This window comes from Pseudomonas sp. 2822-15, from assembly GCF_002742515.1.
Classification (GTDB): Bacteria; Pseudomonadota; Gammaproteobacteria; order Pseudomonadales; family Pseudomonadaceae; genus Aquipseudomonas; species Aquipseudomonas salomonii.
In genome coordinates this window covers 168,127-191,964 of sequence record NZ_LJRY01000187.1, presented here as the reverse complement: position 1 = coordinate 191,964, position 23,838 = coordinate 168,127, and the positions used below count along the sequence as shown (strand labels likewise).

At 60.7% G+C, this 23,838-nt stretch carries 25 protein-coding genes; 14 read left to right on the top strand and 11 right to left on the bottom strand.

Annotated features, from left to right (window positions below; all coding sequences use genetic code 11):
• The first annotated feature begins 13 nt into the window (after positions 1-13).
• From uvrD to AOA59_RS15655, 3 genes are all read left to right on the top strand, one after another.
• Positions 14-2,197 carry a DNA helicase II gene (gene uvrD / locus AOA59_RS15665; protein ID WP_099488217.1) on the top strand — a complete coding sequence of 728 codons (2,184 nt, stop codon included), beginning with the start codon at positions 14-16 and terminating at the stop codon, positions 2,195-2,197.
• A gap of 301 nt (positions 2,198-2,498) precedes the next feature.
• Positions 2,499-3,371, top strand: coding sequence for a Tim44 domain-containing protein (locus AOA59_RS15660; protein ID WP_099488215.1), 873 nt, complete (start codon positions 2,499-2,501; stop codon positions 3,369-3,371).
• A 135-nt stretch (positions 3,372-3,506) separates the two neighbouring features.
• Positions 3,507-3,914 (top strand): SMI1/KNR4 family protein, encoded by a 408-nt coding sequence (locus AOA59_RS15655; RefSeq protein ID WP_017135771.1) that lies wholly within the window; start codon positions 3,507-3,509, stop codon positions 3,912-3,914.
• Between the two features lie 14 nt (positions 3,915-3,928).
• On the opposite strand, the gene AOA59_RS15650 is transcribed toward AOA59_RS15655, so the two are convergent.
• Positions 3,929-5,692 (bottom strand): cation:proton antiporter, encoded by a 1,764-nt coding sequence (locus tag AOA59_RS15650; protein WP_099488213.1) that lies wholly within the window; start codon positions 5,690-5,692, stop codon positions 3,929-3,931.
• A 291-nt stretch (positions 5,693-5,983) separates the two neighbouring features.
• Here AOA59_RS15650 and AOA59_RS15645 point away from each other — a divergent pair, with 291 nt between their 5' ends.
• Positions 5,984-6,469, top strand: coding sequence for an acyl-CoA thioesterase (locus tag AOA59_RS15645; protein WP_003213461.1), 486 nt, complete (start codon positions 5,984-5,986; stop codon positions 6,467-6,469).
• A 131-nt stretch (positions 6,470-6,600) separates the two neighbouring features.
• On the opposite strand, the gene pdxY is transcribed toward AOA59_RS15645, so the two are convergent.
• The gene (gene pdxY / locus AOA59_RS15640; protein WP_099488211.1) at positions 6,601-7,473 is read right to left on the bottom strand and encodes a pyridoxal kinase PdxY; all 873 of its coding nucleotides are present in this window, start codon (positions 7,471-7,473) and stop codon (positions 6,601-6,603) included.
• Positions 7,474-7,590: 117 nt separating this feature from the next.
• Between pdxY and AOA59_RS15635 the strand changes: the two genes are divergently transcribed.
• Complete coding sequence (locus AOA59_RS15635; protein WP_058421086.1) at positions 7,591-7,986, top strand: DUF3301 domain-containing protein; 396 nt, start codon at positions 7,591-7,593, stop codon at positions 7,984-7,986.
• Here the strand turns inward: AOA59_RS15635 and AOA59_RS15630 are convergent.
• The 4 genes from AOA59_RS15630 to dksA are packed head-to-tail and all read right to left on the bottom strand — an operon-like array spanning position 7,980 to position 11,266.
• On the bottom strand, positions 7,980-8,942 hold the full coding sequence (locus AOA59_RS15630) for a GTP-binding protein (RefSeq protein WP_099488209.1): 963 nt from the start codon (positions 8,940-8,942) through the stop codon (positions 7,980-7,982). The two genes, AOA59_RS15635 and AOA59_RS15630, sit on opposite strands and share 7 nt — an antisense overlap.
• A gap of 42 nt (positions 8,943-8,984) precedes the next feature.
• Positions 8,985-9,629, bottom strand: coding sequence for a DUF1826 domain-containing protein (locus tag AOA59_RS15625; protein ID WP_099488207.1), 645 nt, complete (start codon positions 9,627-9,629; stop codon positions 8,985-8,987).
• Positions 9,629-10,834: a zinc metallochaperone GTPase ZigA gene (gene zigA, locus AOA59_RS15620; RefSeq protein ID WP_017135764.1), complete on the bottom strand. Its 1,206-nt coding sequence runs from the start codon at positions 10,832-10,834 to the stop codon at positions 9,629-9,631. Before zigA ends, AOA59_RS15625 begins: the two co-directional genes overlap by 1 nt.
• A gap of 27 nt (positions 10,835-10,861) precedes the next feature.
• Positions 10,862-11,266 carry an RNA polymerase-binding protein DksA gene (dksA, locus tag AOA59_RS15615; protein WP_099488206.1) on the bottom strand — a complete coding sequence of 135 codons (405 nt, stop codon included), beginning with the start codon at positions 11,264-11,266 and terminating at the stop codon, positions 10,862-10,864.
• 126 nt (positions 11,267-11,392) lie between these two features.
• On the opposite strand from dksA, the gene AOA59_RS15610 reads away from it, so the two are divergent.
• Positions 11,393-11,761, top strand: a complete 369-nt coding sequence (locus AOA59_RS15610; protein WP_065932048.1) for a glutamine synthetase — start codon at positions 11,393-11,395, stop codon at positions 11,759-11,761.
• Here AOA59_RS15610 and AOA59_RS15605 read toward each other — a convergent pair.
• Positions 11,758-12,969: an N-acetylmuramoyl-L-alanine amidase gene (locus AOA59_RS15605; protein WP_065932047.1), complete on the bottom strand. Its 1,212-nt coding sequence runs from the start codon at positions 12,967-12,969 to the stop codon at positions 11,758-11,760. The genes AOA59_RS15610 and AOA59_RS15605 overlap by 4 nt on opposite strands.
• Before the next feature lie 128 nt (positions 12,970-13,097).
• On the opposite strand from AOA59_RS15605, the gene folE2 reads away from it, so the two are divergent.
• Genes folE2 through AOA59_RS15570 form a run of 7 tightly spaced genes read left to right on the top strand, consistent with a single transcriptional unit; the run spans position 13,098 to position 18,723 of the window.
• Positions 13,098-13,994 carry a GTP cyclohydrolase FolE2 gene (folE2, locus tag AOA59_RS15600; protein ID WP_099488204.1) on the top strand — a complete coding sequence of 299 codons (897 nt, stop codon included), beginning with the start codon at positions 13,098-13,100 and terminating at the stop codon, positions 13,992-13,994.
• Positions 13,991-14,659 carry a metal ABC transporter ATP-binding protein gene (locus AOA59_RS15595; protein WP_099488202.1) on the top strand — a complete coding sequence of 223 codons (669 nt, stop codon included), beginning with the start codon at positions 13,991-13,993 and terminating at the stop codon, positions 14,657-14,659. The genes folE2 and AOA59_RS15595 overlap by 4 nt, the downstream gene beginning before the upstream one ends.
• Positions 14,659-15,525, top strand: coding sequence for a metal ABC transporter permease (locus AOA59_RS15590; protein ID WP_099488200.1), 867 nt, complete (start codon positions 14,659-14,661; stop codon positions 15,523-15,525). The genes AOA59_RS15595 and AOA59_RS15590 overlap by 1 nt, the downstream gene beginning before the upstream one ends.
• A gap of 11 nt (positions 15,526-15,536) precedes the next feature.
• Positions 15,537-16,415: a metal ABC transporter substrate-binding protein gene (locus AOA59_RS15585; protein ID WP_065932043.1), complete on the top strand. Its 879-nt coding sequence runs from the start codon at positions 15,537-15,539 to the stop codon at positions 16,413-16,415.
• Positions 16,412-16,825 carry a phosphoribosyl-AMP cyclohydrolase gene (hisI, locus tag AOA59_RS15580; RefSeq protein WP_065932042.1) on the top strand — a complete coding sequence of 138 codons (414 nt, stop codon included), beginning with the start codon at positions 16,412-16,414 and terminating at the stop codon, positions 16,823-16,825. Before AOA59_RS15585 ends, hisI begins: the two co-directional genes overlap by 4 nt.
• Positions 16,822-17,382: a DapH/DapD/GlmU-related protein gene (locus AOA59_RS15575; RefSeq protein WP_017135756.1), complete on the top strand. Its 561-nt coding sequence runs from the start codon at positions 16,822-16,824 to the stop codon at positions 17,380-17,382. Before hisI ends, AOA59_RS15575 begins: the two co-directional genes overlap by 4 nt.
• Before the next feature lie 3 nt (positions 17,383-17,385).
• Positions 17,386-18,723 (top strand): dihydroorotase, encoded by a 1,338-nt coding sequence (locus tag AOA59_RS15570; protein ID WP_099488198.1) that lies wholly within the window; start codon positions 17,386-17,388, stop codon positions 18,721-18,723.
• Here the strand turns inward: AOA59_RS15570 and AOA59_RS15565 are convergent.
• Positions 18,720-19,241: a DUF3617 domain-containing protein gene (locus AOA59_RS15565; protein ID WP_065932040.1), complete on the bottom strand. Its 522-nt coding sequence runs from the start codon at positions 19,239-19,241 to the stop codon at positions 18,720-18,722. The two genes, AOA59_RS15570 and AOA59_RS15565, sit on opposite strands and share 4 nt — an antisense overlap.
• Before the next feature lie 130 nt (positions 19,242-19,371).
• Here AOA59_RS15565 and cls point away from each other — a divergent pair, with 130 nt between their 5' ends.
• Positions 19,372-20,811, top strand: a complete 1,440-nt coding sequence (cls, locus tag AOA59_RS15560; RefSeq protein ID WP_065932039.1) for a cardiolipin synthase — start codon at positions 19,372-19,374, stop codon at positions 20,809-20,811.
• 71 nt (positions 20,812-20,882) lie between these two features.
• Here the strand turns inward: cls and cfaB are convergent, their stop codons facing one another.
• The 3 genes from cfaB to AOA59_RS15545 form a co-directional block, all read right to left on the bottom strand.
• On the bottom strand, positions 20,883-22,067 hold the full coding sequence (gene cfaB, locus AOA59_RS15555) for a C17 cyclopropane fatty acid synthase CfaB (protein ID WP_065932038.1): 1,185 nt from the start codon (positions 22,065-22,067) through the stop codon (positions 20,883-20,885).
• A gap of 88 nt (positions 22,068-22,155) precedes the next feature.
• The gene (locus AOA59_RS15550; RefSeq protein WP_099488196.1) at positions 22,156-22,944 is read right to left on the bottom strand and encodes a DNA-binding domain-containing protein; all 789 of its coding nucleotides are present in this window, start codon (positions 22,942-22,944) and stop codon (positions 22,156-22,158) included.
• On the bottom strand, positions 22,935-23,780 hold the full coding sequence (locus AOA59_RS15545; RefSeq protein WP_099488194.1) for a DUF692 domain-containing protein: 846 nt from the start codon (positions 23,778-23,780) through the stop codon (positions 22,935-22,937). The genes AOA59_RS15550 and AOA59_RS15545 overlap by 10 nt, the downstream gene beginning before the upstream one ends.
• Between the last annotated feature and the right edge of the window lie 58 nt (positions 23,781-23,838).

Here is a 23,838-nt window from a genome sequence, read left to right as displayed (position 1 = left end):
CTAGAATGCGCCGATGCGCGATGATCTCTCCCTTTTGCTGAACTCTCTCAACGATGCCCAACGCCAGGCTGTCGCAGCCCCCGTTGGCCGTCAGTTGGTCCTGGCCGGTGCTGGCTCCGGTAAAACCCGAGTGCTGGTGCACCGTATCGCCTGGTTGATCCAGGTCGAGAACGCGTCCCCGCATTCCATCTTGTCGGTGACCTTTACCAACAAGGCTGCTGCCGAGATGCGCCATCGCATCGAACAGTTGATGGGCATCAGCCCGGCCGGCATGTGGGTAGGCACCTTCCACGGCCTGGCGCATCGTCTGTTGCGGGCGCACTGGCAGGAAGCAGGCCTGGCCCAGACCTTCCAGATTCTCGACAGCGATGACCAGCAACGCCTGGTCAAGCGGGTGATCCGCGAGCTGGGCCTGGACGAGCAACGCTGGCCGGCGCGTCAGGCGCAATGGTTTATCAACGGCCAGAAAGACGAAGGCCTGCGCCCGCAACATATCCAGGCCAGCGGCGATTTGTTCCTGGCCACCATGCGCAGCATTTATGAAGCCTACGAGGCCGCCTGCGTGCGCGCCGGCGTGATCGACTTCTCCGAGCTGCTGCTGCGCGCCCTCGACCTGTGGCGCGACAACCCAGGCTTGCTGGCCCATTACCAGAAACGCTTCCGGCACATTCTGGTGGACGAGTTCCAGGACACCAACGCCGTGCAGTACGCCTGGTTGCGCCTGCTGGCCAAAGGCGGCGACAGCCTGATGGTCGTAGGCGACGACGACCAGTCGATCTACGGCTGGCGCGGCGCGAAAATCGAGAACATCTACCAGTATTCCGACGACTTCCCGGACGCGGTCACCATCCGTCTGGAACAGAACTATCGCTCCACCGCCGGCATCCTCAAGGCCGCCAACGCCTTGATCGCCAACAACACCGGGCGCATGGGCAAAGAACTGTGGACCGACGGCGGCGAAGGCGAAGCGATCAACCTGTACGCCGCGTTCAATGAACACGACGAAGCGCGCTACGTGGTGGAAACCATCGAAAGCGCGTTGAAAACCGGCCTGGCGCGCAGTGATATCGCGATTCTGTACCGCTCCAACGCCCAGTCGCGGGTACTGGAAGAAGCCTTGCTGCGCGAGCGCATTCCGTACCGCATCTATGGCGGCCAGCGCTTCTTCGAGCGTGCCGAAATCAAGAACGCCATGGCTTACCTGCGCTTGCTGGAAGGCCGTGGCAACGATGCGGCGCTGGAGCGCGTGATCAATATCCCGGCGCGTGGCATCGGTGAGAAAACCGTTGAAGCGATTCGCGACCACGCCCGCCACGCCGATGTGTCGATGTGGGAATCCATGCGCCTGCTGATCGCCAACAAGGGCCTGACCGGGCGTGCTGCCGGGGCGTTGGGTGTGTTTGTCGAGTTGATCGAGAACCTGGCGGCCAAGTGCGCAGAAATGCCGCTGCACTTGATGACCCAGACCGTCATCGAGCAGTCCGGCCTGATCGCCTATCACGAAGCGGAAAAAGGCGAAAAAGGCCAGGCCCGGGTAGAAAACCTTGAGGAACTGGTCAGCGCTGCCCGCGCCTTCGAAAACACCGAGGAAGATGAAGAGCTGACGCCGCTCGCCGCCTTCCTCGGCCATGCGTCGCTCGAAGCCGGTGATACCCAGGCTGATGAGCATGAAGACAGCATCCAGCTGATGACCTTGCACAGTGCCAAGGGCCTGGAATTTCCGTATGTGTTCCTGGTGGGCATGGAAGAAGGTCTGTTCCCGCACAAGATGAGCCTGGAAGAGCCCGGCCGCCTTGAGGAAGAACGCCGCCTGGCCTACGTGGGCATCACCCGCGCGATGCAGAACCTGGTGATGACCTACGCCGAGACCCGACGCCTGTACGGCAGCGAAACCTACAACAAGGTGTCGCGCTTCGTACGTGAAGTGCCGAAAGGTCTGATCCAGGAAGTGCGCTTGTCCAACAGCGTCAGCCGACCGTTCGGCGGCGGCCAGCAGCAGAACTCCAGCAGCATGTTCGCGGGTTCCGAGATACCGGAAACCCCGTTCAGCCTTGGCCAGCAGGTCAAGCATGCGATCTTCGGTGAAGGTGTAATCCTTAACTTCGAAGGCGCCGGCGCCCAGGCACGGGTGCAGGTGAACTTCGCCGAAGGCAGCAAGTGGCTGATGATGGGTTACGCGAAGCTCGAAGCAATCTGATACATCTTCCCTGCATTCATGATCGTTCCCACGCTCCGCGTGGGAATGCATCAAGTAACGCTCTGCGTCACACCTTCAAAGCGGGACGCGGAGCGTCGCAGGCGGCGTTCCCACGCAGAGCGTGGGAACGATCTGCGGTGGTGCCCTTGTTTTTAAGCAGCGCGGGCCAATATCTGAGATAAGTCCTACAGGCCATTCTGAATCGGTCTTACGCAAAAGCCCGAAACATTATGTCGCTAGCCACTGTCACGACACCTGTGCAACATGGCGCGCGTGCAATCCACAAATGGGAATTCCCTTTATGAAACGTTTTCTTAGCATCGCCATGGCGTTGTGCATCGGCCTGACGATGAGCCTCGACGCCAACGCCAAGCGCTTCGGTGGCGGCAAAAGCATGGGCTCGGCTCCGACTCACCAGACCAGCCAAATGGCTCCATCCGCAGGTGGCATGGGCGGCGCAGCGGCGACCGCTGGTGCAGCCGGTGCCGCTGGCGCTGCTGCCAAGGCCGGCGGTGCTTCGCGCTGGTTAGGCCCTCTGGCCGGTATCGCCGCCGGTGGCCTGCTCGCTTCCATGTTCATGGGCGGCGGCTTCCAGGGCATGCAGATCTTCGACATCCTGATCCTGGCGGTCATCGCCTTTGTGATCTTCCGCTTTATCGCCGCCCGTCGACGCAAGCAGCAGGAGCACCTGGCTCCCGCCGGCGCGCCGATGCAGCGTGAAGCGTTCGAGCAAAAACCCGCCATGGGCTCGATCTTCGGTGGTTCGGCAGCACCTGCCGCCGCCCGTCCGGTGATCAATGCACCGGCCTGGTTCAACGAAGAGCGTTTCGTCGAAGCGGCCCGCAGCCACTTCCAGTCCCTGCAGCAGCACTGGGACGCCAACGAAATGGACAAGATCGCCGAGTTCGTGACCCCGCAACTGCTGGAGTTCCTCAAGCGCGAACGCGCCGAAATCGGCGATGCGTTCCAGTCGACTTACATCGACGACCTGCGCGTGCAGTTGGACGGTGTGGATGATCGCGCCGACAAGACCATCGCCACCCTGACCTTCAGCGGTGTGTCGAAGACCTCGCGCTTCGACCAGGGCGAAGTGTTCAGCGAAAGCTGGAACATGGAACGCCCGCAAGGCGAGAACCAGCCTTGGCTGGTCGCCGGTATCCGCCAGAACGGCTGATAACCGCACGCTTGAGCACTTGGTAATAAAAACCCCGGACATGTTCCGGGGTTTTCTATTTCGCGGTTGCACTTATAGCGAGCTACTGTATAAAACGCCCTATTAACCGCGCCAACTAGCAAGAGGATCCCGGCCGTGGAAGAAATCATCGAACAATTGCGTGAAGCCAACGAACCGGTCCCGGTTCCTCTGGAGCTGCCTGACGAAGATCAGATTGTGGAAATCGAGGAACAACTGTTCATCGACATCCCGTTTGTCTTCCGTGAATTCCTGTTGACCGTCAGCGATGTGGTGTACGGCAGCCTGGAACCGGTGACCGTCACCGACCCACAGTCCCACACCTACCTGCCGGACGTTGCCGCCAACGCCTGGGACGCCGGTGTTGACCGCAGCATGATCCCGATCTGCCAGGACGGCGACGACTACTACTGCGTCGAAGAAGACGGCACCGTGGTGCTGTGGTCCGGCGAAGAAGAACTGGTCACCGAAGAAACCTGGGAATCGGTGTGGCACTGGGCGCGGGACGTCTGGCTGGAAAGCTGAGCTCCGCCAGACCTCTAGTGCTCCGGCGTATCTTTGTGGTTATCCAGGGTCTCCAGCAAGGCGACCTGCATCCGCGTATGCACGCGGATGAACCACCGCCAGAGCACCGCCGCCACCGCCGCCGTGACCACGGCAATCAGCACCAGCAGCTTGTTGGTCGGCAAAATACTCGCCGACAAGGCTGCCAATAGCAGGAAGATCACCAGCAGCGACAGGACCGGGATCACCTCGGCGATCACCCGTCGCACACGCTGGGTATGCCGCCCGGCCATCTCCGGTTTCACACTCATCTCCGCCAGCAACATCGACAGCGCCTTGAGCTTGCGGTACGCCGCAATCAGAAACGGCAGCGACAGCAGCAACGCCCCACCCCAGATCAATGCCTTCTGCCAGCTCGGATCATTGACCCAGCCTTCCAGATACCCGCCAATGCGCGCCGCGAAGAAGCCGCCGGCAAAGAAGATCGCGATCACCAATGCCAGGTTCACGCCCACTTGCAGGATGATCTTGCGAATCATCGACGCCAGCATCGCGCCCTCACCTTGAGGCTGGATACTGCGCAACCATTCGCCATACAGACCGAACACCCGGCTCATGCGCTTGGGCATTACCGCGGCAATCTTCAACGACAACGGGTCAGCGCCACGAATCAGGTACGGCGTGAGCAGTGTGGTAATCGCCGAAACCGCCACCGCCACCGGATAGAGAAAGTCGCTGGTCACCTGCAAGGTCATCCCCAGCGCTGCGATGATGAAGGAGAACTCGCCAATCTGTGACAGCCCCATGCCCACGCGCAGTGAGGTGCGGCCATCATTGCCGGCAATAAACGCCCCGAGGCCGCAGGACAGCATCTTGCCCAGCACTACCGCCACGGTAATCACCGCGATTGGCCAGGCGTACTGCAGCAGGATCTGCGGGTCGATCATCAAGCCGATGGCGACAAAGAAGATCGCGCTGAACATGTCGCGAACCGGCTCGATCAGGCGCTCAATTTTAATCAACTGGCGGGATTCGGCCATGATCGCGCCGATCAGGAACGCGCCCAGCACCATGCTGTATTCGAGCTTGACCACCAGCAGGCAGAAGCCGAAACACAGGCCCAACACGGTAATCAGCAGCATCTCGTTACTTTCAAACCTGGCCACATAGGCCAGCAGGCGCGGCACCAGCAAAATGCCGATCACCAACGCCACAATCATGAACAGCGACAGCTTGCCGACCGTGGAGAACACCTCGCCGGAACTCACCGTGCCGCTGACGGCGATGCTCGACAGCAGGGCAATGATGCCGATGCCCAGGATGTCCTCGACGATCAGCACACCAAAAATCAGCTGGGCAAAACGCTGGTTCTTCATCTTCAGGTCATTGAGTGCCTTGACGATGATGGTGGTCGAAGAAATCGCCAGGATCGCGCCGAGGAACAGCGAATCCATGGTGTTCCAGTCGAACCAGCGACCGATCTCGTAGCCGATCCAGATCATCAGGATGATTTCCAGGAAGGCCGCGATAAACGCCGTGGCGCCGACCTTGAACAACTTGCGCAGGCTGAACTCCAGGCCCAGGCAAAACATCAGGAAGATCACTCCGAGCTCAGCCAGGGTCTTGATGGTGTCTTCGTCGTGGATCAGGCCGAACGGTGGCGTGTGAGGACCGATGATGAACCCGGCGACGATATACCCCAGCACCACCGGCTGCTTGAGGCGGTGAAACAGGATGGTGACAACCCCTGCCACCAACATGATCACGGCCAAGTCCTGGATAAAGCTGATGGCGTGCATGGCGAGGGGCTCCTTGAGGGTACTGGCGCTTTTCCCACTTCCGCAGGCGCCCTTGGACAGTCGCGAAGCGCGGAAGGAAAAGTCTGCCTTGATCGTAAGAAATGCCCTGAGATGGGCTTTTGAAGGTTAACACCGCGACTTCCGGCAGAAAGCCGGTGCAATATATGGAAACAGATCGGCGTTCGCGTGACGGCAAGCCGCCCATCGGCGTCCCGTTAGGGAGAGCGCTGTAAAGATTCCAGCACCCGTAGAGGTGTCCCCCAACCAATGCCTACAACCCGTGAGTGTGCTATGGAACCCGGAAACGCCCAGCTGTCGATGACGGTATTGATGACCCCTGACATGGCCAACTTCTCAGGCAATGTGCACGGCGGCACCCTGCTCAAGTACCTCGACGAAGTGGCCTACGCCTGCGCGAGCCGTTACGCGGGCCGTTATGTGGTCACGCTGTCGGTCGACCAGGTGATTTTTCGCGAGCCGATTCATGTCGGCGAGCTGGTGACCTTCCTGGCGTCGGTCAACTACACCGGCAACACGTCGATGGAAGTGGGCATCAAGGTGGTGACCGAAAACATCCGCGAGCGCTCGGTGCGCCATACCAACAGCTGCTTCTTCACCATGGTGGCCGTGGACGACCAGCGCAAACCCGCCGCCGTACCGCCGCTGCAGCCGCAGAACAGCGAAGACAAGCGCCGGTTTGTACAGGCGCAGCAGCGTCGGCAGATCCGTCAGGAGCTGGAGAAGCGTTACCAGGAAATCAAGGCCGACGGGCCGTAAGTCTGGAATTGTAAACCGGGTCAAATGTGGGAGCGGGCTTGCCTGCGATGAGGGCCTGACAGTCGACATCTTTGTCGCCTGACACACCGCTATCGCAGGCAAGCCAGCTCCCACATTGGGGTTTTGTGTGCCTACAGGCCGATGGGTGTTGCTTCAAAGCGCACACGCGGATGCGCGATACGATCCTGAGCCCGCACCAGCTCCAGTTCGTAACTGGCGCAGGCCTGGGTTTCCAGCAGCACTTCATGCACCGCTGCGGCGGTGAATTCGAAGGCCGTCAGCAGGCTGTCGCCCAACAGCACACGCGCCAGGAACAACCCCGACGTCAGGTCGCCCACGCCCACCGGCTGACGCGGAAACGCCAGCAACGGCCGGCGCAAGTGCCAGCTGCCTTCTGCTGTGACCAGCAGCATTTCGAAACCCTCCGGCAGCTTGCCCGGATAATCCAGGTGTTTGACCAATACCGCCTTCGGCCCACGGGCCAGCAGCGCCTTGGCCATCGCCAGGCAATCGAACAGCGATTGCGGCTTGCGCCCGGCAAAGCTATCCAGCTCCAGTTGGTTGGGGCACAGGAAATCCGCCATGGCCGCCGCCTCGTCCAGCAGGAAATCGCTCACTTCCTGAGGCACGATGCAGCCCTTTTCCGGATGGCCCATGACGGGGTCGCACAGGTACAGGGCTTTAGGGTTAATGGCCTTGATACGTGCCACGCCGGTCAAAATCGCGCGGCCCTGATCGGCACTGCCCAAGTAGCCGGACAGCACCGCGTCGCAGTTACCCAGCTCGCCAATCGCGGCTATGCCTTCTACCAGCGCCGGAATTTGCTGCGGCGCCAGCACTTCGCCCGCCCACTGGCCATACTGAGTGTGATTGGAGAACTGCACGGTGTTCAGCGGCCAGACGTTCACCCCGACCCGCTGCATGGGGAACACGGCGGCGCTGTTTCCGGCGTGGCCAAAGACCACATGAGACTGGATCGCAAGCAGATGAGGTGTGCGTTTCATGCGGGAGATTTCCGTAAAGCCGTTAGAATTCTGGCCGCGCAGTATGCGACTAAACGCAGCCTGTACGACAGACCAACGACACAGTTAAGCTGCTCTCACTTTGTTGGAGTTCATCGCATGCTGACCCTGGGAAACATCTTCGTATTGATGCTGTTGGCGACCGGTGCCGCCTGGGTATGGCACAACCACGGCCTGCGCGAAAAGGCGCTGGAGCGGGTCAAGCAGCATTGCGCCAAGCTCGATATCGAACTGCTCGACGGTGCAGTGGCGCTCAAACGCATCGGTTTTGTGAAAGATGCCAATGGTCGGCGCCGCTTGGCGCGCATTTATAACTTTGAGTTCACTGTGACCGGCGAAGCCCGTCATCCTGGGACTATCACTCAGTTCGGCGCCCACAGCGCGCAGATCGAATTGGCGCCCTACCCGTTCGAAATCAAAACGCCGCTGCCCAGTGCCGAAGTCATCGAGCTGAGCCAATGGCGCCAGGACCACGCCAGCAAGACCCGTCACTGACGGCAGGCGGCCAGCGCGCTCTGTAGCCCAGCCACGTCCTGTGGCTGGCTGAAAATCAATTCGATACGTGAATCGCGGCGCCATTCGCTGGGTTGCCAGATGAGTGGACTATTATCCACAGCGTTAGCCGATACCCAGGTAGCGCCGCTGTGGATAACCAGCTTGGCACGGCGCCAATCAAGGCCTGACAGCCAGCTGTGCAGGCGCGCAATGTCGAACGACTGGCTCGGATGCCAGCGCCAACCGATACTCCAGCCACCTTCCTGGGCCTGGCTCAAGCAAATGGGCAACGCAGGCTCCGTCCAGATCGCCGGCATCTGTGCCAGGCCTTTGGGCACGTCGAAGTTATCCACCGCTGCGCCAGCCTGTGTATTCAGACCGGGCAATTGCGTCAGGGGCAATTGCGCCTGGCGGGTCCAGTAAATCGGGCAAGCAGGGAGTTGCTGTTTTATGGCCTGGCGCTGTGAGCCATCCAACGCTTCATCTTTGTTCAGTACCAGCAAACCGGCGCTGGCCAGCGCTTCCTGCTGTGCCTGCGGCAATGCTTTGCCCGCTGCCAACGCTTGGGCGTCCAATACCAACACACAGGGCTGAACTGCGAGCACGCCCTGCCATGGCGCCTCGCGCAACTGTTTGAGCAATTGCGCCGGGTGGCCCAGGCCCGAGGGCTCGATAAACAGCCGATCCGGCTTGGCCTTACGCAGCAGGCGGCCAAGCCCTACCTGGAACGGTGCACCATTTACACAGCACAAGCAGCCACCGGCCACTTCGCCCAGGGCAATGCCGTCGTCGTCCTGGGTGAGTAATGCGGCGTCCAGGCCGATTTGCCCGAACTCATTGATCAACACGGCCCAGCGCTCGTTGGCCGGGCGTTGGGCCAGCAGGTGTTTGATCAGGCTGGTCTTGCCGGCGCCCAAAGGCCCGGCAATCACGTGGGTGGGAATGTTCTGCAGCATGGGGCTTCATTCAGGCCGAGTAGAGCGCTTGATCCTACGCGGTTATGCGAGCCAATCCAGCGTCAGGATCAACCGGCGCTCGTCGGCCCTGAGCGCGGGTGAACGATGGATCAAGCCATGGTTCTCGTTGCCGTGCCATTTTGTGCCCTTGAGCAGGGCCACTTCACCGCAGTGGACCTGCTCGATACACTCGGTGGGTTCCGCGTCGGGCTGGCTGAGCTTACGACGGTCCATCACGCCTTCGCGCAGCCACTGGCTGCCGATCCCGGCGTAGGTGGTGATCAGTCGAACCGGCACATGGTCGACGTGAAAACGCGGGCACATGGCCTTGTCCAGCAGCCGCAAACGCACGCCAATCCTTTTGGCGCCGAGCAGGCAAGCAAACGCGCTGACCAGCCAGGACACATCGGCAATAAAGCCTTCGTAGCCTTCAAGATCGCGGCAGCTGGAGGCCAAACCCTGCAAATTCGGCACAGCGTCCTCATTCTCCAGTTCAATCACCATGGAATCGGCCAACGGCTCATTGAGCGCCACCAGCAAGGCGCCGAATTCGGCGATATGCAGGGGCAACTGGCGCTGCCACAGCGTCAGGTTGACGTCGTTTTCGAGGATGTCCGACAGCACCAGCGGGGTTTCACCACGGGTCTGCCGGATGAGCGGGCGTAAGGGAATTACCGGGGCCAGCATCAGGCTACCTGCTCATACCAAGGGCCAAAGGGGTCGGCCAACTGGCGCCAACCTTCGACGCCCTGGGCCATTTCTTCATCATTAAGCAAGCATGCGTCCAGCTCGGCACGCATCTGCGCGAAGTCGATGTTCTGCCCGATAAACACCAATTCCTGGCGGCAGTCGCCGGTGCTCAATTGCCAGTTGCCCATGATCGCCGCCACGCTTTCCTCATCCTGAGGCCACTGGCTTTTCGGCACAAACCGCCACCAGCGTCCGGCAAAGCCATGGCGCATCAAGCCGCCGGCCTGGGACCAACTGCCCGCATCCTGATGCTTGCTCGCCAGCCAGAAAAAGCCCTTGGAGCGCAGCAGTTTGCCGTTCACCCAAGGGCGGTCGATAAAGTCGAAGAAGCGTTGCGGATGAAACGGGCGACGCGCGCGGTAAGCGGTGGAGGCGATGCCATATTCTTCGGTTTCCGGCACGTGTTCACCGCGCAACTCCTGCAACCAGCCCGGCGCTTGCGCTGCGCGTTCGAAGTCGAAGCGGCCGGTGTTGAGAATCTTGTTCAGCGGCACTTCGCCCATCACCATCGGAATGATTTCCGCCTGCGCATTGAGGCGCTCAAGGATGGCCATCAACTCCTCGCGTTCGCGGCTGCTGATCAGGTCGATCTTGCTGATCAGAATCACGTCGGCAAATTCGATCTGCTCGATCAGCAGGTCAGTGATGGAACGCTCGTCGTCTTCGCCCAGGGTTTCACCCCGGGAAGCCAGGCTTTCGGCAGCTTGGTAATCGAGCAGGAAGTTCATGCCGTCGACCACGGTGACCATGGTGTCCAGGCGCGCGATGTCGGCCAGGCTTTGCTCGTTTTCATCACGAAACGTGAAGGTTTCGGCCACGGGCAGCGGCTCGGAAATACCGGTGGATTCGATCAACAGGTAATCGAAGCGACCTTCCTTGGCGAGCTTTGTGACTTCTTCCAGCAAGTCCTCACGCAAGGTGCAGCAGATGCAGCCGTTGCTCATCTCGACCAGTTTTTCTTCGGAGCGATTCAGGGTGACGTCGCGCTGCACCTCGCTGCCGTCGATATTGATTTCACTCATGTCGTTGACGATCACCGCCACCCGCAGGTTTTCGCGGTTGCGCAGAACGTAGTTGAGCAGCGTGCTTTTACCAGCGCCGAGGAAGCCGGACAGCACGGTAACGGGAAGGCGATTGGTCATCAGGTAGTCCTCATCAGGGTTGGCCGGTCAAATCGCCCGTTTATGGCGTTCGCGCAGCTCTTCACGTTCTTTGGCTTCGATACACAAGGTGGCGGTGGGACGCAGCAGCAGGCGTTGCAGGCCGATGGGCTCGCCGGTTTCGCGGCACCAGCCGTATTCGCCGCGGGCCAGCAGTTCGAGGGCATCGTCGATCTTGTCCAACAGCTTTTTTTCGCGCTCCAGCAGGCGCAGCTGCCATTGGCGCTGCTCTTCGGCGCTGCCGATGTCGGCCAGGTCGCTGTTGGTTTCCTGCTCGCGCAGCAGCAAAAACTCGGCCTCGATACGCGCCTGTAATTCGTCGCGCTGGGTCAGCAACAGTGCTCGGAAGAAACCTTGCTGAGCGTCATTCATGTAGTCGGCGGGCGGTTGGGCCAGAAGGTCTTGTTCAGTCATGGGAAGCGGTTCACGGGTCAGGCTGTTTTTTAATGTTATAGTATAACAATACAAATAAGCCAATCCCCGCTTGCTCGCCACGACGAAGGGCGCAATGCTGGAACACGTTCTTGCCCGAGAGGTGCTATGAAAACCCTGGTGTGTGCCCTGTTATTGGGCGTGGCAGGCACTGCCTGCGCGCAAACGCCGAGCCTGCTGGCGAACTGCACGCGCAGCGCCAACTTGCTGGCCTGTGTAGACCCGCTGGGCAACGCCTACAGCGTGGCGACGGCTGGCAGCACCACGTATTTGCGCGGCTTTGAAGTGATCGGCAAACGCTATTGGGCACAGACCAGCAGTCGCTACGGGCAGCTGACGTTCTTTACCGGGTTGGCGTCCGATGGTGAGGCGTGGGTCGGCTACACGCGCCGCGTGGGCTGGACCACCATCAACCGGTTTTCCAGTTCGGGTGGCGCCAGCGCCAAGTTCACCTGCAGCCGTATAGCCGGTTGTTAGACCTGGCCGCTCTTCTGTTCCTGAACCCAGGCCATGTAGCTGTTCATCGGCGGGTTCTTCTCGAAGTATTTTTTCAGGCCGTCGAACAGCCCATCCGCCACGGCTTGTTGATGACGCGCCGTCACCAGCCGCTGAGCGTCCTGGGTGTTGGAGATAAACCCGGTTTCCACCAGGATCGACGGCACGTCGGGTGATTTGAGCACCGCAAACCCGGCTTGCTCCACGCGCTTCTGGTGCAGCGTGGTGATGCTTTGCAGGCTGCCCAGCACCGAGCTGCCCAGTTGCAGGCTGGAGGCGATGGTGGCGTTCATCGACATATCGAGAATCACCCCGGCGAGCATCGGGTCCTTGTCCTTGAGGTTGAGCAAAGTGGTGGCGCCCAGCAGGTCGGCGCCGTTTTCGCGCTGCGCCATAAAGCGCGCGGTGGCGGAGGTGGCGCCGCCTTCCGACAACGCATACACCGAAGCGCCGGATGCGGTAAGGCGCGGCGCGGCGTCGGCATGCACCGAGATAAACATATCGGCCTTGTGCTGACGGGCGATATCCACGCGCTTGCGCAGCGGCACAAAGAAGTCATCGTTGCGCACCAGCTTCACGTCAAAGCCCTTCTCGCGCTTCAAGCGTTTGGCCAGCAGTTGGGCGATGGACAGCACCACGTCTTTTTCGCGCTGGCCCTTGGAGCCGATGGCGCCAGGGTCTTTGCCGCCGTGGCCGGGGTCGACCACCACAATGATGTCGCGCTTGGGGTGCGCTTTATCTACTGGAGCCACCAGCGGCGCCGGCTGCGCAGCAATCTGGCGCGGCGCGTGGGTGGCGCTGGTCAGGTCGAGCACCAGCCGATGGCCTTGGCCATCCTGCGGCGGCAATAGAAAGCTGTTGAGCTGCATCGGCGAGGCCAGGTCCAGCACGATGCGCGTATCGCTCTTGCCGAAATGCCCCGAACGAATCGAAGTAATCCCGCTGTTCTTCAACGCCAACTGAGAGAAGTCACCACTGAGCCCGGCGCCGCTCAGGTCGATGATCACACGCTCCGGCGACGTCAGGGAGAAGGTCTTGTATTGCACCGGGCCGCTGAGGTCGAACACCAGCCGCAGTTTGTCGTCGGAGCGCCACAAGCGCGCATTACGAATCTGTGTGGCAAACGCCCCCAATGGAAAGGTGAACAGAGGGCTGACCAGCAGCAGATTGAGAAGCTGACGTCTGTGCATGAAAAACACCGCAAATAAAGGAGCGTCCCTGCTCGACATGACTGAAGAAAGACTGGAGCAGAAAAATCATCGTCGCCTTAATGGTTATAATATAACATGTCTTTTTATTTCCAACGACGGACCTGCTCATGAATGCGCTGACTCTGCCGGATATCGCCGCGCAGGCTTCACGGCAAGCCTTGCCGCTCGACTGGGTGGGCATGTGCGGCATCGCCCTGCCAATCGTCATCGACGGCCAACGCCTGACTGCCACCGCCGATGCAGGCGTAAGCCTGGACGATGGCGAGGCCCGTGGCATTCATATGTCGCGCCTGTACCTGGCCTTGGAAATGCTCGACCAGCAGCTTCTTACACCTGCACTTCTGCGTAATGTACTGCAGCGCTTTCTTGAGAGTCATGAAGGATTATCTAAGAACGCCTACTTGCGCATTCATACGGATTTGTTACTCAAACGCCCGGCCTTGGTCAGCCCGCTGGCCGGTTGGAAAGGCTACCCGGTGTGCATCGAAGCGCGTCTGGAAAACCAGATGTTCCACGTGGAACTAAAAATTGACGTTACTTATTCTTCAACTTGCCCTTGCTCGGCAGCGCTCGCCAGGCAGTTGATTCAGCAGCAATTTCTCCAGGACTTTGCCAACACGCCGTTGCAGCATGAGGATGTTTTGACCTGGCTCGGCAGCGCCAACGGCATCGTCGCCACGCCTCACAGCCAGCGCAGCAGCGCCCAACTGTCGATCCAACTGGACGCCAGCCAGAACACCCTGCCGCTCACAGACCTGATCGACACCGTCGAAGCCGCCCTCGGCACCGCCGTGCAAACCGCTGTAAAACGTGCGGACGAACAAGCCTTCGCCTTGGCCAACGGGCAGAACCTGATGTTCTGCGAAGACGCCGCCCGCCGCCTGAACCTCGCCTTGAAACGCTCGGATGCCGTCAAAGCCTTCCACCTCAAAGTGATCCACGCCGAAAGCCTGCACGCGCACGATGCCGTGGCTGAAAGCCGCTGGACGAGAGACTCTGCATGATCACCTGCAACGCTTTGCGCTGGGGCGCCCCTGGGCAACCACTCACCCCTGCGCTGGATCTAAGCCTGGAAAAAGGCAGCCTCACCGGCATCATTGGCGCCAACGGTACGGGCAAGAGCAGCCTGCTCAAAGTTATTGCCGGGCTGCAAAAGCCATTGGCGGGCAACGTCAGCCTGGATGTTCCACGTCGTGGCGGCTTGTCGTTCCTGCCGCAGCAGCAACACCTGGACCGGCAGTTTCCGATCAGCCTGCAAGAGTTGGTCGCCGCCGGCTTCTGGGGCACCAAGCTCAGCCCGGAACAACGCAGCCAACGTCTGCAAGCTGTGTTGGAAGACTGGTGCCTCACCGGCCTGGAGCATCGACCGTTGATGGCGTTGTCTGGCGGCGAACTGCAACGCGCGCTGCTGGCGCGCATGAGCCTGGCTCAAGCACCGGTGTTGCTACTCGATGAACCTCACGCCGCCCTCGACGAAGAAGGCCAGGCGCTGTGCTGGAAACATGTGCACGCCTGGCACGATGAGGGCCGCACGGTGGTGATCGTTTGTCATGACCTCGCCTCCGTGCGCCACCACACTCAGGATGTGGTGCAGATCAGAAACACCGGCTGCGTGTTCGGCCCCAGCAAAGAGCTGATCCGCCCGCAACCGCATATGCAGGTGGCCTGATGCACTTCGCCGCCCACCTGTGGATGCCGTTTCAAGATTTCGTCTTCATGCGCCGCGCCCTGATTGGCGGGCTGGTGCTTGCGTGCAGCACTGCGCCGCTGGGTGTGTTCCTGATCCTGCGGCGCATGAGCCTGATCGGTGACGCCGTCGCCCACGGCATCCTGCCCGGCGCCGCGCTGGGCTTCTGGTTCGCCGGTATCAGCCTGCCGGCCCTGACCATCGGCGGCCTCGGCGCCGGCCTGGGCATGGCCGGTTTGTCGGCGTGGATCACCCGCCGCACCGGCCTGCGTGAAGACGCCAGCCTCGCCGCCGTCTACCCGATCTCGCTCGCCGCCGGCGTGCTGATCCTGGGCATCGCCGGCAAGCGCCTGGACCTTCTGCACCTGCTGTTCGGCTCTGCCCTGGCGGTGGATGAAACCACCCTCACCGGCATGCTCTGGGTCTCGGGTTTCAGCCTGATCGCCATGGCGCTGATCTACAAACCGCTGCTGCTGGACACCCTTGATCCGCTGTTCCTGCAAACCGTCAGCCGTCTCGGCCCACTCGCCCACGGTTTATTCCTGACCCTGGTGGTGCTGAACCTGGTGATCGGCTTCCAGGCTATCGGCGCGTTGATGGTGGTGGGTTTGATGATGTTGCCGGCGATTGCTTCACGCTTCTGGAGCCGACGCCTGCCGGTGTTGATTGCGGTATCGGCGGTGCTGGGATGCCTGTCGGTGTGGCTTGGTTTGCTGCTGTCGTTCTACTACTCACTGCCCAGCGGCCCGGCCATCGTGCTGGTGGCTGGCGGCGGGTATTTGCTGTCCGTGGTTTTCGGCCCGGTGCACGGCTTGCTGCGCCGCCCGCCCTCTCTTACATCCCAATGAGGTGTTTCCCGATGCGCGCTTTACTCGTGCTGTTCAGTCTTCTGCTGCCCTTGTCGATGGCCCAGGCCGCCGACAAACTCCAAGTGGTCACCAGCTTCAGCATTCTCGATGACATCACCCACCAGATCGGTGGCGACCACATCCAGATCAGCAACATGGTCGGCCCCGACTCCGATGCCCACACCTATGAGCCGACGCCGGACGATGCCAAGGCGCTGCTCAAGGCCAAGGTCATCATCAAGAACGGCCTGGGCTTCGAACCCTGGCTGGACCGCCTGGTTACCAGTACCGAAACCAAGGCCACCGTGGTCACCGCCAGCAAGGGCGTGATCTCCCACACCATGGAAGAAGACGGTGAAACCATTCCGGACCCACACGCCTGGCACAACCTGGCCAACGCCGAAATCTATGTGAACAACATCACCAAGGCACTGGTGGCAGCCGACCCGGCCAACAAGGCTGACTATCTGCGTAACAGCCAGACCTACCTGAAAGAAATCTACCGCTTGCTGGCCGAAGCCAAGACCAAGTTCGGCGCGCTGCCGGCCGGCAACCGCCGCATCGTCACCTCCCATGACGCCTTCGGCTACCTGGGCCAGGCCTATGGCATCCAGTTCCTGGCGCCACAAGGCCTGTCGACCGAACGCGAACCTTCGGCCGCTGAAGTCGCTGCGCTGATCACCCAGATCCGCAAGGACAAGGTCAAAGCCGTGTTCATGGAAAACATTAAGGACTCGCGCCTGCTCAAGCAGATCGCTGACGAAAGCGGCGCGCAGATCGGCGGCACGCTGTACTCCGACGCCCTCGCCGCCGAAGGCCCGGCGAGCACCTTCACCGGGCTGTTCGAGTACAACCTCAACACCTTGTGCGCCGCCCTGAGCAAGCCATGACCCTGAGCATGCTCGACCTGGAAGAGGCTGCCCTGGGCAGCCGCTTTCCACTCGAACCCGTACTCGACGCGCTGCCGTGGAACAGCGATGGCCTGATTGCCGCCATCGCCCAGCAACACGGCAGCGGCGTTGTGCTGATGCTGGCCTGGATGAATCGCCAGGCGCTCAGCGAAACCCTGGCCACTGGGCACGTCTGCTACTGGTCACGCTCGCGCCAGCAACTGTGGCGCAAAGGCGAAAGCTCCGGCCACTGGCAACAGTTGATCGAGGCGCGCCTGGATTGTGATGGCGACGCCGTGCTGCTGATCGTCGACCAGCAAGGCCCGGCCTGCCACACCGGGCGGCCGACCTGTTTCTACAACGCCATAGATGGCGATCACGTTCACATTATTACGGAGCCTGTTGCATGATTCGCAAGAACCCTTCCGGCGACTTGCCGGTGATTGCCGAGTCGGCCTACGTCGACAAGACCGCGATCATCTGCGGCAAGGTCATCATTGGCGAGAACGTGTTCGTCGGCCCCTACGCCGTGATCCGCGCCGACGAAGTCGACGCCACCGGCGACATGGACCCGATCACCATCGGCGCCAACTCCAACATCCAGGACGGCGTGGTGATCCACTCCAAATCCGGTGCGGCGGTGACGATTGGAGAGTTCACGTCTATCGCGCACCGCTCCATCGTCCACGGCCCGTGCACTGTCGGCGACCGCGTTTTCATCGGTTTCAACAGCGTGCTGTTCAACTGCGCCGTCGGCGACGGCTGCGTGGTGCGCCACAACTCGGTGGTCGATGGGCGCGACTTGCCCGCCGCCTTCTACGTGCCCTCCACCACCCGCATCGGCCCCAATACCGACTTGTCGCAATTCCCGCCGGTGAGCGTCAGCGCCTCGGAATTTTCCGAAGACGTCGCGCGTACCAACGTCGATCTGGTACGTGGTTACAAAGCCTTGCAAAACGAGTTCTGAACCATGAGCCGTCTGCTGATCCGCAACGCCCGCCTGGTCAATGAAGGCCAGGAATTCGACGCCGATGTGCTGGTCGCCAATGGCCGCATCGAGAAGATTGCCGCCAGCCTTGAAGGCTACAACGAGCCTGTGGAGATCGACGCCCAAGGCCAATGGCTGCTGCCGGGCATGATCGACGACCAGGTGCACTTTCGCGAACCCGGCGCGCCGGACAAAGGCAGTTTCTACAGCGAATCCCGCGCGGCGGTGGCCGGTGGCATTACCAGCTTCATGGACATGCCCAACACCAGCCCGGCCACGCTGAACCTAGAAGCACTGGCCGATAAAAAGCGCCGCGTCGCGTTGCACTCGGTGGCCAACTACGGCTTTCACTTCGGCGTGAGCAACGACAACCTCGACGTGGTTGCCGCCCTCGACCCGCGTGAAGTGGCCGGGGTTAAAGTGTTTATGGGCGCCTCCACCGGCAATATGCTGGTGGACGACCCACGGATTCTGGAGCGGCTGTTTGCGCAAGTGCCGACCCTCCTGCTGGCCCACTGCGAACACACGCCGAGCATCCTGGCCAACGAGCAACGCCTGCGCGAGCGTTTCGGCGAACAGATTCCTGCCGTCGCCCACCCGCTGATCCGCGATGCCGAAGCCTGTTATCGCTCGTCGTCCTTTGCCGTGGAATTGGCCAAGCGCCATGGCACGCGCCTGCATGTGCTGCACCTGACCAGCGCCCGCGAACTGGCATTGTTCGAAGACAAGCCTTTGGCCGAAAAGCACATCACCGCCGAAGTCTGCCTGCACCACCTGCTGTTCGATGACCGTGACTATCATCACCTCGGCCACCAGATCAAATGCAACCCGGCGATCAAGAGCCGCGCCGACCGCGACGCGTTGCGCCTGGCCTTGTTGAGTGATCGTCTGGATGTGATCGGCACCGACCATGCGCCGCATACCTGGGCGCAAAAACAGTTGGGCTACCGTGAAGCGCCGTCCGGGTTGCCGCTGGTGCAGCACGCGTTGCCGGCGTTATTGGAATTGGTCATGGACGGGCATTTGCCCCTGACCACGCTGGTGGCAAAAACCAGTCACCGGGTGGCCGATTTATTCGCCATCCCGGACCGTGGTTACTTGCGCGAAGGTTATTGGGCCGACTTGGTGCTGATCAAACCCGAGCCTGAAGGTAAACCCGTCAGTAGCCAGCCGATCCTCGCCCGCTGCGGCTGGACACCGTTCGCCGAACGCAGCTTTCGCCACAGCGTGAGCACCACGCTGGTGTCCGGCCACCTGGCGTGGCACAACGGCCAGGTGGTCGACAGCTGCCAGGGCTTGCCCCTGCATTTTTTGCGTTAGGCGCGGGGTTTTACCGTACCGCAATCGTTACCCAACCACTGGGCGTGGGTGTCCAGGCTGCCCTTCTGCTGGACACCGGTGGCATTGAAAGTACCGTTTACCCTGGTAGTGAATTCCTGCTGGCTCTGGAAGGTTGCAACGCCAGTGCCCTGGGCTTTCGGGCAGCTGAAACGGAATTTCCATTGGTTGCCGGTCTTGTCGGTCACTTCCTGCTTGCAGCCCGATTGCGGGTCGGTCAGCGGGATCGAATCAGAGGCGACCTGGGCGGGCGTCAAGCAAACCTGCACGCCTTTACCGGCCATGGTGATGCCTTGTTTTTCCAGCATCGCACGCTGCTCAGGGGTCATCTGTTGCTTGAGCTGACCGAGGATCAGCGAAAGGTCCGGCAAATCCTGGTTATCGACTTTCATATTGCTGGTGGTCAATTCCCACAAGCCCGGCGCCAGCATCTGCGCCTGAGCCGCCACGGGCAGCGTCAGTCCAACAACCATGGCCAAACCAAGCAGACGAGCATTCATCGGGTAACTCCTGGGTAATTGTGGGCGTTAGACGCCGCAAAGCCGCCAGTGTTGCACGGCAAATAAAATAGCGACATTCGCTGTGGAACATGGTCTGTTAGGCACTTGATTGCCTGGAGTCATGTCGTTCATGGATTTTTTTGGCCCGCACCTGCTCGCCTACTTCATTGCCACGCTGCACTTTCTCGGGACGCTGGCGGCGATCCACGCGGTACTGACGGTCAGGACCGCCCAAGGCTCGATCGCCTGGGCCTTGTCGTTGATGTTCATGCCTTACCTGACGCTGATCCCGTACCTGATCTTCGGCCGCAGCACCTTCGATGCGTACATCCAGGCCCGTCGCCAGGCCAACCAGGAAATGCACACCGCCATCACCGAGCTGAACTGGCGCCCATGGGTCGAAGAAGCCCTGGCCGCGCGCAACTCCAGCGCCTACGGCTCCTTGCGCGCCATGCCCAAACTGGGGCGCATGCCGTGCCTGGCCAATAATGAAGTGCGGTTGCTGATCAATGGTGAGGCCACATTCAGCGCGATTTTCGACGCCATTCGCAATGCCAAAACTGCAGTGCTGTTCCAGTTTTTCATCATTCATGACGACGAGCTTGGCAGACAGCTGCATGCGCTGCTGAAGGAAAAAGCTGCCGAAGGCGTAGATATTCATGTGCTCTACGACCGCATCGGCAGCCACGCCCTGCCCCACCGTTATGTGCAATCACTGCGCGACGCCGGGGTCAAAGTCAAAGCGTTCGCCACCCGCAGCGGCTGGCTCAACCGTTTCCAGGTCAACTTTCGCAACCATCGCAAAATCGTGGTGGTGGACGGCATTACCGGCTTTGTCGGCGGGCACAACGTCGGTGATGAATACCTGGGCAAAAAGCCGCCGCTGGCACCCTGGCGCGACACCCATGTGCAGGTCACAGGCCCGGTGGTGGCGTGCCTGCAGGAGTCATTTGCCGAAGACTGGTTCTGGGCGGCGCGCGAACTGCCGCCACTGATTTTGCCGGACACTTACCCCGAAGACGGCGTGCTCTGCCAATTGCTCGCCAGCGGCCCGGCCGACCCGTACGAAACCTGCTCGCTGTTTTTTGTCGAAGCCATACATGCCGCGACCGAACGCGTGTGGATCACCAGCCCGTATTTCGTCCCTGATGAAGCCGTGTTCTCGGCCTTGCGCCTGGCCGTGCTGCGCGGTGTTGACGTGCGCTTGCTGCTGCCGTCGCGCCCTGACCATCGCATCGTCTACGCCGCGTCCAGCCTTTACGCGATCGAAGCGGTACGCGCCGGCGTGCGGGTATTCCGCTACAAGCCAGGCTTTCTGCATCAAAAAGTCGTGTTGGTGGACAGCGAAATCAGCGCCATCGGCAGCGCGAACATGGACAACCGTTCGTTCAGGCTGAATTTTGAAGTGATGCTGCTGACGGTGGACGAGGCGTTTGCCAGCGAGGTGGAGCAGATGTTGCTGGATGACTTCGCCCTGGCCCATGAAGTCAGCCAGGAAGAAAGTCGCGAGACTCGGCGCCTGCAACAACTGGGCATGCGGGTGGCGCGGCTTATCTCACCCATTCTCTAAGCAGCAACACACTAAAACTGTGGGAGCTGGCAAGCCAGCTCCCACAGTTTTAGATCTTCAGTGCGTCTGAATCAGCGGTAGATATCTTCCCGCGTCCACGGCAATTCATGGCTGCCGTCGGCATGGGGTTTCACCGCCAATATCTGGTGCAAATTGATCCAGCCCCGCGCAAACGCATACGCGCAACCGGCCAGGTATAACCGCCAGATCCGCAGTGCCTGCTCCGGCACCATCTTCGCCGCCGCTTCGAGGTTGTCTTCCAGGCGCTCGCTCCAATGATCCAAGGTGCGCGCGTAGTGCAGGCGCAGGCTTTCGACGTCGACCACTTCCAGCCCGACTTCACTGATTTCGGCGGTCATCATCGCCAGGTGCGGCAGCTCGCCGTTGGGGAAGACATAACGCTCGATAAACTCTCCGGCGCCACGGCCCACGGGTCTGCCATCGGTGTGCTTGGCGGTAATGCCATGGTTCATCACCAGGCCGCCTTCGCGCACCGCGCCAAACAGCGTCTTGCAATACTCCGCCAGGTTGGCGTGGCCGACGTGCTCGAACATCCCCACGCTGACGACTTTGTCGAAACGACCGTCTTGCGGCAGGTCGCGATAGTCGAGCAGTTGCAGGTCGACCTGATCTTGCAGCCCTTCAGCTTTAACCCGCTCCCGAGCCAGCGCCAGCTGTTCCTTGCTCAGGGTAATGCCAAACACTTTGACCCCAAACTCACGCGCCGCAAACCGCGCCAGCCCGCCCCAACCACAGCCAACGTCGAGCAAATACTCACCCGGCTGCAGCCGCAATTTGCGGCACAGATGGCGAAATTTGTCTTGTTGGGCCTGGTCGATGGATTCGCTGCCGGTTTCAAAGTAACCGCAGGAATACGCCATGTCCTGGTCCAGCCATAGCTGGTAGAACTCGTTGGACAGGTCGTAATGGTAGGAAATAGCCGCTGCGTCAGTGGCTTTGTCGTGGATCGAGCGCACCGGACGATTCCCCTCGTCGTCGTCGATCAGGGCATGACTCAACTCGTCACATACCCGGATAACCTCGGAGATGGAGCCTTCCAGCTCCAACTTGCCCTCGACGAAGGCTTCGCCCAAAGCATCGAGCGTTGGATGGGTCAGCCTGGACACGACCGTGGGGTCCTTCACCACGATGGTCACACTGGGCTCGGGGCCCAAGTTGAATTCATGGCCGTCCCAGAGTCGAAGACGCAGCGGTAGCTGAAGATTCTGTAAGGCCGGTGGAAGTTGCGCGAGCATGAGTAGTCCCCCCCTTGTTTCAGACGTCTGGAGTGAGGGTAGACCATCCGAAGACAAAGTAGGAGGCTATCGATTTAATAGCCTTCTTCTATGGGGCTCGGCGCTCGAGCAACCCATCCTGGATCCACTGTTTCAGCCATGTCACTGCTTGCAGTGGTGCACCCTCTGCATAAGTGACTACCAGCGCTTCGCACAGTTCTGAAAAATTCCAGCCGGTGGTCACCATTCCCGCCAAGGCACAGGCTTCAGCGGGCTCCAGGCTGCGGTAATGGCACACGTTGTGGTGGCGCCATACCAGGCAAATCTGCGCCAGCTCCAGCGCATGACTGTCGGGAAACTCCGACTCATCCTTGCTCGCCCGCCAGATTGCCACGGTATTGAAGTGACAAAGCACCTGCTGCACCGACGACGCCAGGGTGACCTGCAACGCCGGCCACTCTTCGGGCGCCAGTTGCGCCATATCATCAAGGGCCAGCGGCTCACCCTGCGGCGCATCAAACGCCAGGGTAAACGCCCATTCCAACCGCGCCAGCTCAGCCAGCGGCACGCTCTGCTCAGCCACCAGATGCTCGACGATAAACGCCGGGAACCGCTCACCCAGCCAGCGCAGGCTGTAATGGGCGGACGGATAACGGCGCAAATAGGCTTGTGTGAGTGAGGCGAACTCATCATCGCCGAGCCAATACCAAACGGCACCGAAGTCATGGCGCAGCACCTCCTGCAAGCGCGACAGGTAGGCGTTGTGATAAATCGCCAGGCCCGTGTCCACATCCAGGGTCGGCCCGCCCAGCAAGGTAGCGGCGAAACCACTGTTGGCGGCTGAGTTTTCAGATAACAGGTGTTGCTCAAAGGCCAGCTGCCAATCGGTCAGGCGCATAACGATCTCCGGGCCAAGGCGGTCGCGCCCAATTCACGGGCCTTGCTCAACTCGGTGAGCAGTTCTTCGAACGGCGGGAAATGGTCATCGCGTTCCAGCAAGGTCGACACCGGCCCCAAGCGCTCAAGTGTCTGCTGATAAAGCGCCCAAACCGGGTCGCACACCGGATGGTCATGGGTATCGACCACATAGTCGCCGTAGTCCATATGCCCGGCCAGATGCAGCTGGCGGATACTGTCGGGCGGCAAACTACGGATAAAGGTCCAGGCATCAAAGCCGTGGTTGCGCGAGCTGACATACACGTTGTTCACGTCCAGCAGCAGCTGGCACCCGGTCAGATGAGCCAAGGCATTGAGGAATTCCCACTCGGTAAACTCATCGGCCTTGGAGCGCACATAGCTGGAGACGTTTTCCAGCACCAGTGGGCGTTGCAACACATCCTGCACTTGGCGCACGCGGCCGGCCACGTGGTAAAGGCTTTCTTCGGTGTAAGGCAGCGGCAGCAAGTCGTGCAACTGATGGGCACTGCCACGGCTCCAGCACAGGTGATCGGAGATCCACGCAGGCTGAATGCGCTCGGCAAGCTGTTTGATTTGTTTCAGGTAATCGGTATCGAGGGCATGCGGCCCGCCGATGGACAAGGACACACCGTGCATCACCAGGGGATAACGCTCGGCTATCGCGTCCAGGTAATACAAGGCTTTACCGCCCTGGACCAGATAATTCTCGGAGATCACTTCGAACCAATCCACGGCCGGCGATTGTTCAAGGATCTGCTGGTAGTACTCACTGCGTAAACCCAGGCCGTAACCCAGACTTGTAAGGGAAGCGGACATCACACACTCCTGGGCAAAGTGTCCGCAGCGGTGGGGGGCATCCGCTGCGGGAGCACTG

What these genes read in the sequence shown, in the direction of transcription:
- uvrD (WP_099488217.1), top strand. Translation starts at nt 14, where the DNA reads ATGCGCGATGATCTCTCCCTTTTGCTGAACTCTCTCAACGATGCCCAA.
- AOA59_RS15660 (WP_099488215.1), top strand. Translation starts at nt 2,499, where the DNA reads ATGAAACGTTTTCTTAGCATCGCCATGGCGTTGTGCATCGGCCTGACG.
- AOA59_RS15650 (WP_099488213.1), bottom strand. Translation starts at nt 5,692, where the DNA reads ATGCACGCCATCAGCTTTATCCAGGACTTGGCCGTGATCATGTTGGTG.
- AOA59_RS15645 (WP_003213461.1), top strand. Translation starts at nt 5,984, where the DNA reads ATGGAACCCGGAAACGCCCAGCTGTCGATGACGGTATTGATGACCCCT.
- pdxY (WP_099488211.1), bottom strand. Translation starts at nt 7,473, where the DNA reads ATGAAACGCACACCTCATCTGCTTGCGATCCAGTCTCATGTGGTCTTT.
- AOA59_RS15635 (WP_058421086.1), top strand. Translation starts at nt 7,591, where the DNA reads ATGCTGACCCTGGGAAACATCTTCGTATTGATGCTGTTGGCGACCGGT.
- AOA59_RS15630 (WP_099488209.1), bottom strand. Translation starts at nt 8,942, where the DNA reads ATGCTGCAGAACATTCCCACCCACGTGATTGCCGGGCCTTTGGGCGCC.
- AOA59_RS15625 (WP_099488207.1), bottom strand. Translation starts at nt 9,629, where the DNA reads ATGCTGGCCCCGGTAATTCCCTTACGCCCGCTCATCCGGCAGACCCGT.
- zigA (WP_017135764.1), bottom strand. Translation starts at nt 10,834, where the DNA reads ATGACCAATCGCCTTCCCGTTACCGTGCTGTCCGGCTTCCTCGGCGCT.
- dksA (WP_099488206.1), bottom strand. Translation starts at nt 11,266, where the DNA reads ATGACTGAACAAGACCTTCTGGCCCAACCGCCCGCCGACTACATGAAT.
- AOA59_RS15610 (WP_065932048.1), top strand. Translation starts at nt 11,393, where the DNA reads ATGAAAACCCTGGTGTGTGCCCTGTTATTGGGCGTGGCAGGCACTGCC.
- AOA59_RS15605 (WP_065932047.1), bottom strand. Translation starts at nt 12,969, where the DNA reads ATGCACAGACGTCAGCTTCTCAATCTGCTGCTGGTCAGCCCTCTGTTC.
- folE2 (WP_099488204.1), top strand. Translation starts at nt 13,098, where the DNA reads ATGAATGCGCTGACTCTGCCGGATATCGCCGCGCAGGCTTCACGGCAA.
- AOA59_RS15595 (WP_099488202.1), top strand. Translation starts at nt 13,991, where the DNA reads ATGATCACCTGCAACGCTTTGCGCTGGGGCGCCCCTGGGCAACCACTC.
- AOA59_RS15590 (WP_099488200.1), top strand. Translation starts at nt 14,659, where the DNA reads ATGCACTTCGCCGCCCACCTGTGGATGCCGTTTCAAGATTTCGTCTTC.
- AOA59_RS15585 (WP_065932043.1), top strand. Translation starts at nt 15,537, where the DNA reads ATGCGCGCTTTACTCGTGCTGTTCAGTCTTCTGCTGCCCTTGTCGATG.
- hisI (WP_065932042.1), top strand. Translation starts at nt 16,412, where the DNA reads ATGACCCTGAGCATGCTCGACCTGGAAGAGGCTGCCCTGGGCAGCCGC.
- AOA59_RS15575 (WP_017135756.1), top strand. Translation starts at nt 16,822, where the DNA reads ATGATTCGCAAGAACCCTTCCGGCGACTTGCCGGTGATTGCCGAGTCG.
- AOA59_RS15570 (WP_099488198.1), top strand. Translation starts at nt 17,386, where the DNA reads ATGAGCCGTCTGCTGATCCGCAACGCCCGCCTGGTCAATGAAGGCCAG.
- AOA59_RS15565 (WP_065932040.1), bottom strand. Translation starts at nt 19,241, where the DNA reads ATGAATGCTCGTCTGCTTGGTTTGGCCATGGTTGTTGGACTGACGCTG.
- cls (WP_065932039.1), top strand. Translation starts at nt 19,372, where the DNA reads ATGGATTTTTTTGGCCCGCACCTGCTCGCCTACTTCATTGCCACGCTG.
- cfaB (WP_065932038.1), bottom strand. Translation starts at nt 22,067, where the DNA reads ATGCTCGCGCAACTTCCACCGGCCTTACAGAATCTTCAGCTACCGCTG.
- AOA59_RS15550 (WP_099488196.1), bottom strand. Translation starts at nt 22,944, where the DNA reads ATGCGCCTGACCGATTGGCAGCTGGCCTTTGAGCAACACCTGTTATCT.
- AOA59_RS15545 (WP_099488194.1), bottom strand. Translation starts at nt 23,780, where the DNA reads ATGTCCGCTTCCCTTACAAGTCTGGGTTACGGCCTGGGTTTACGCAGT.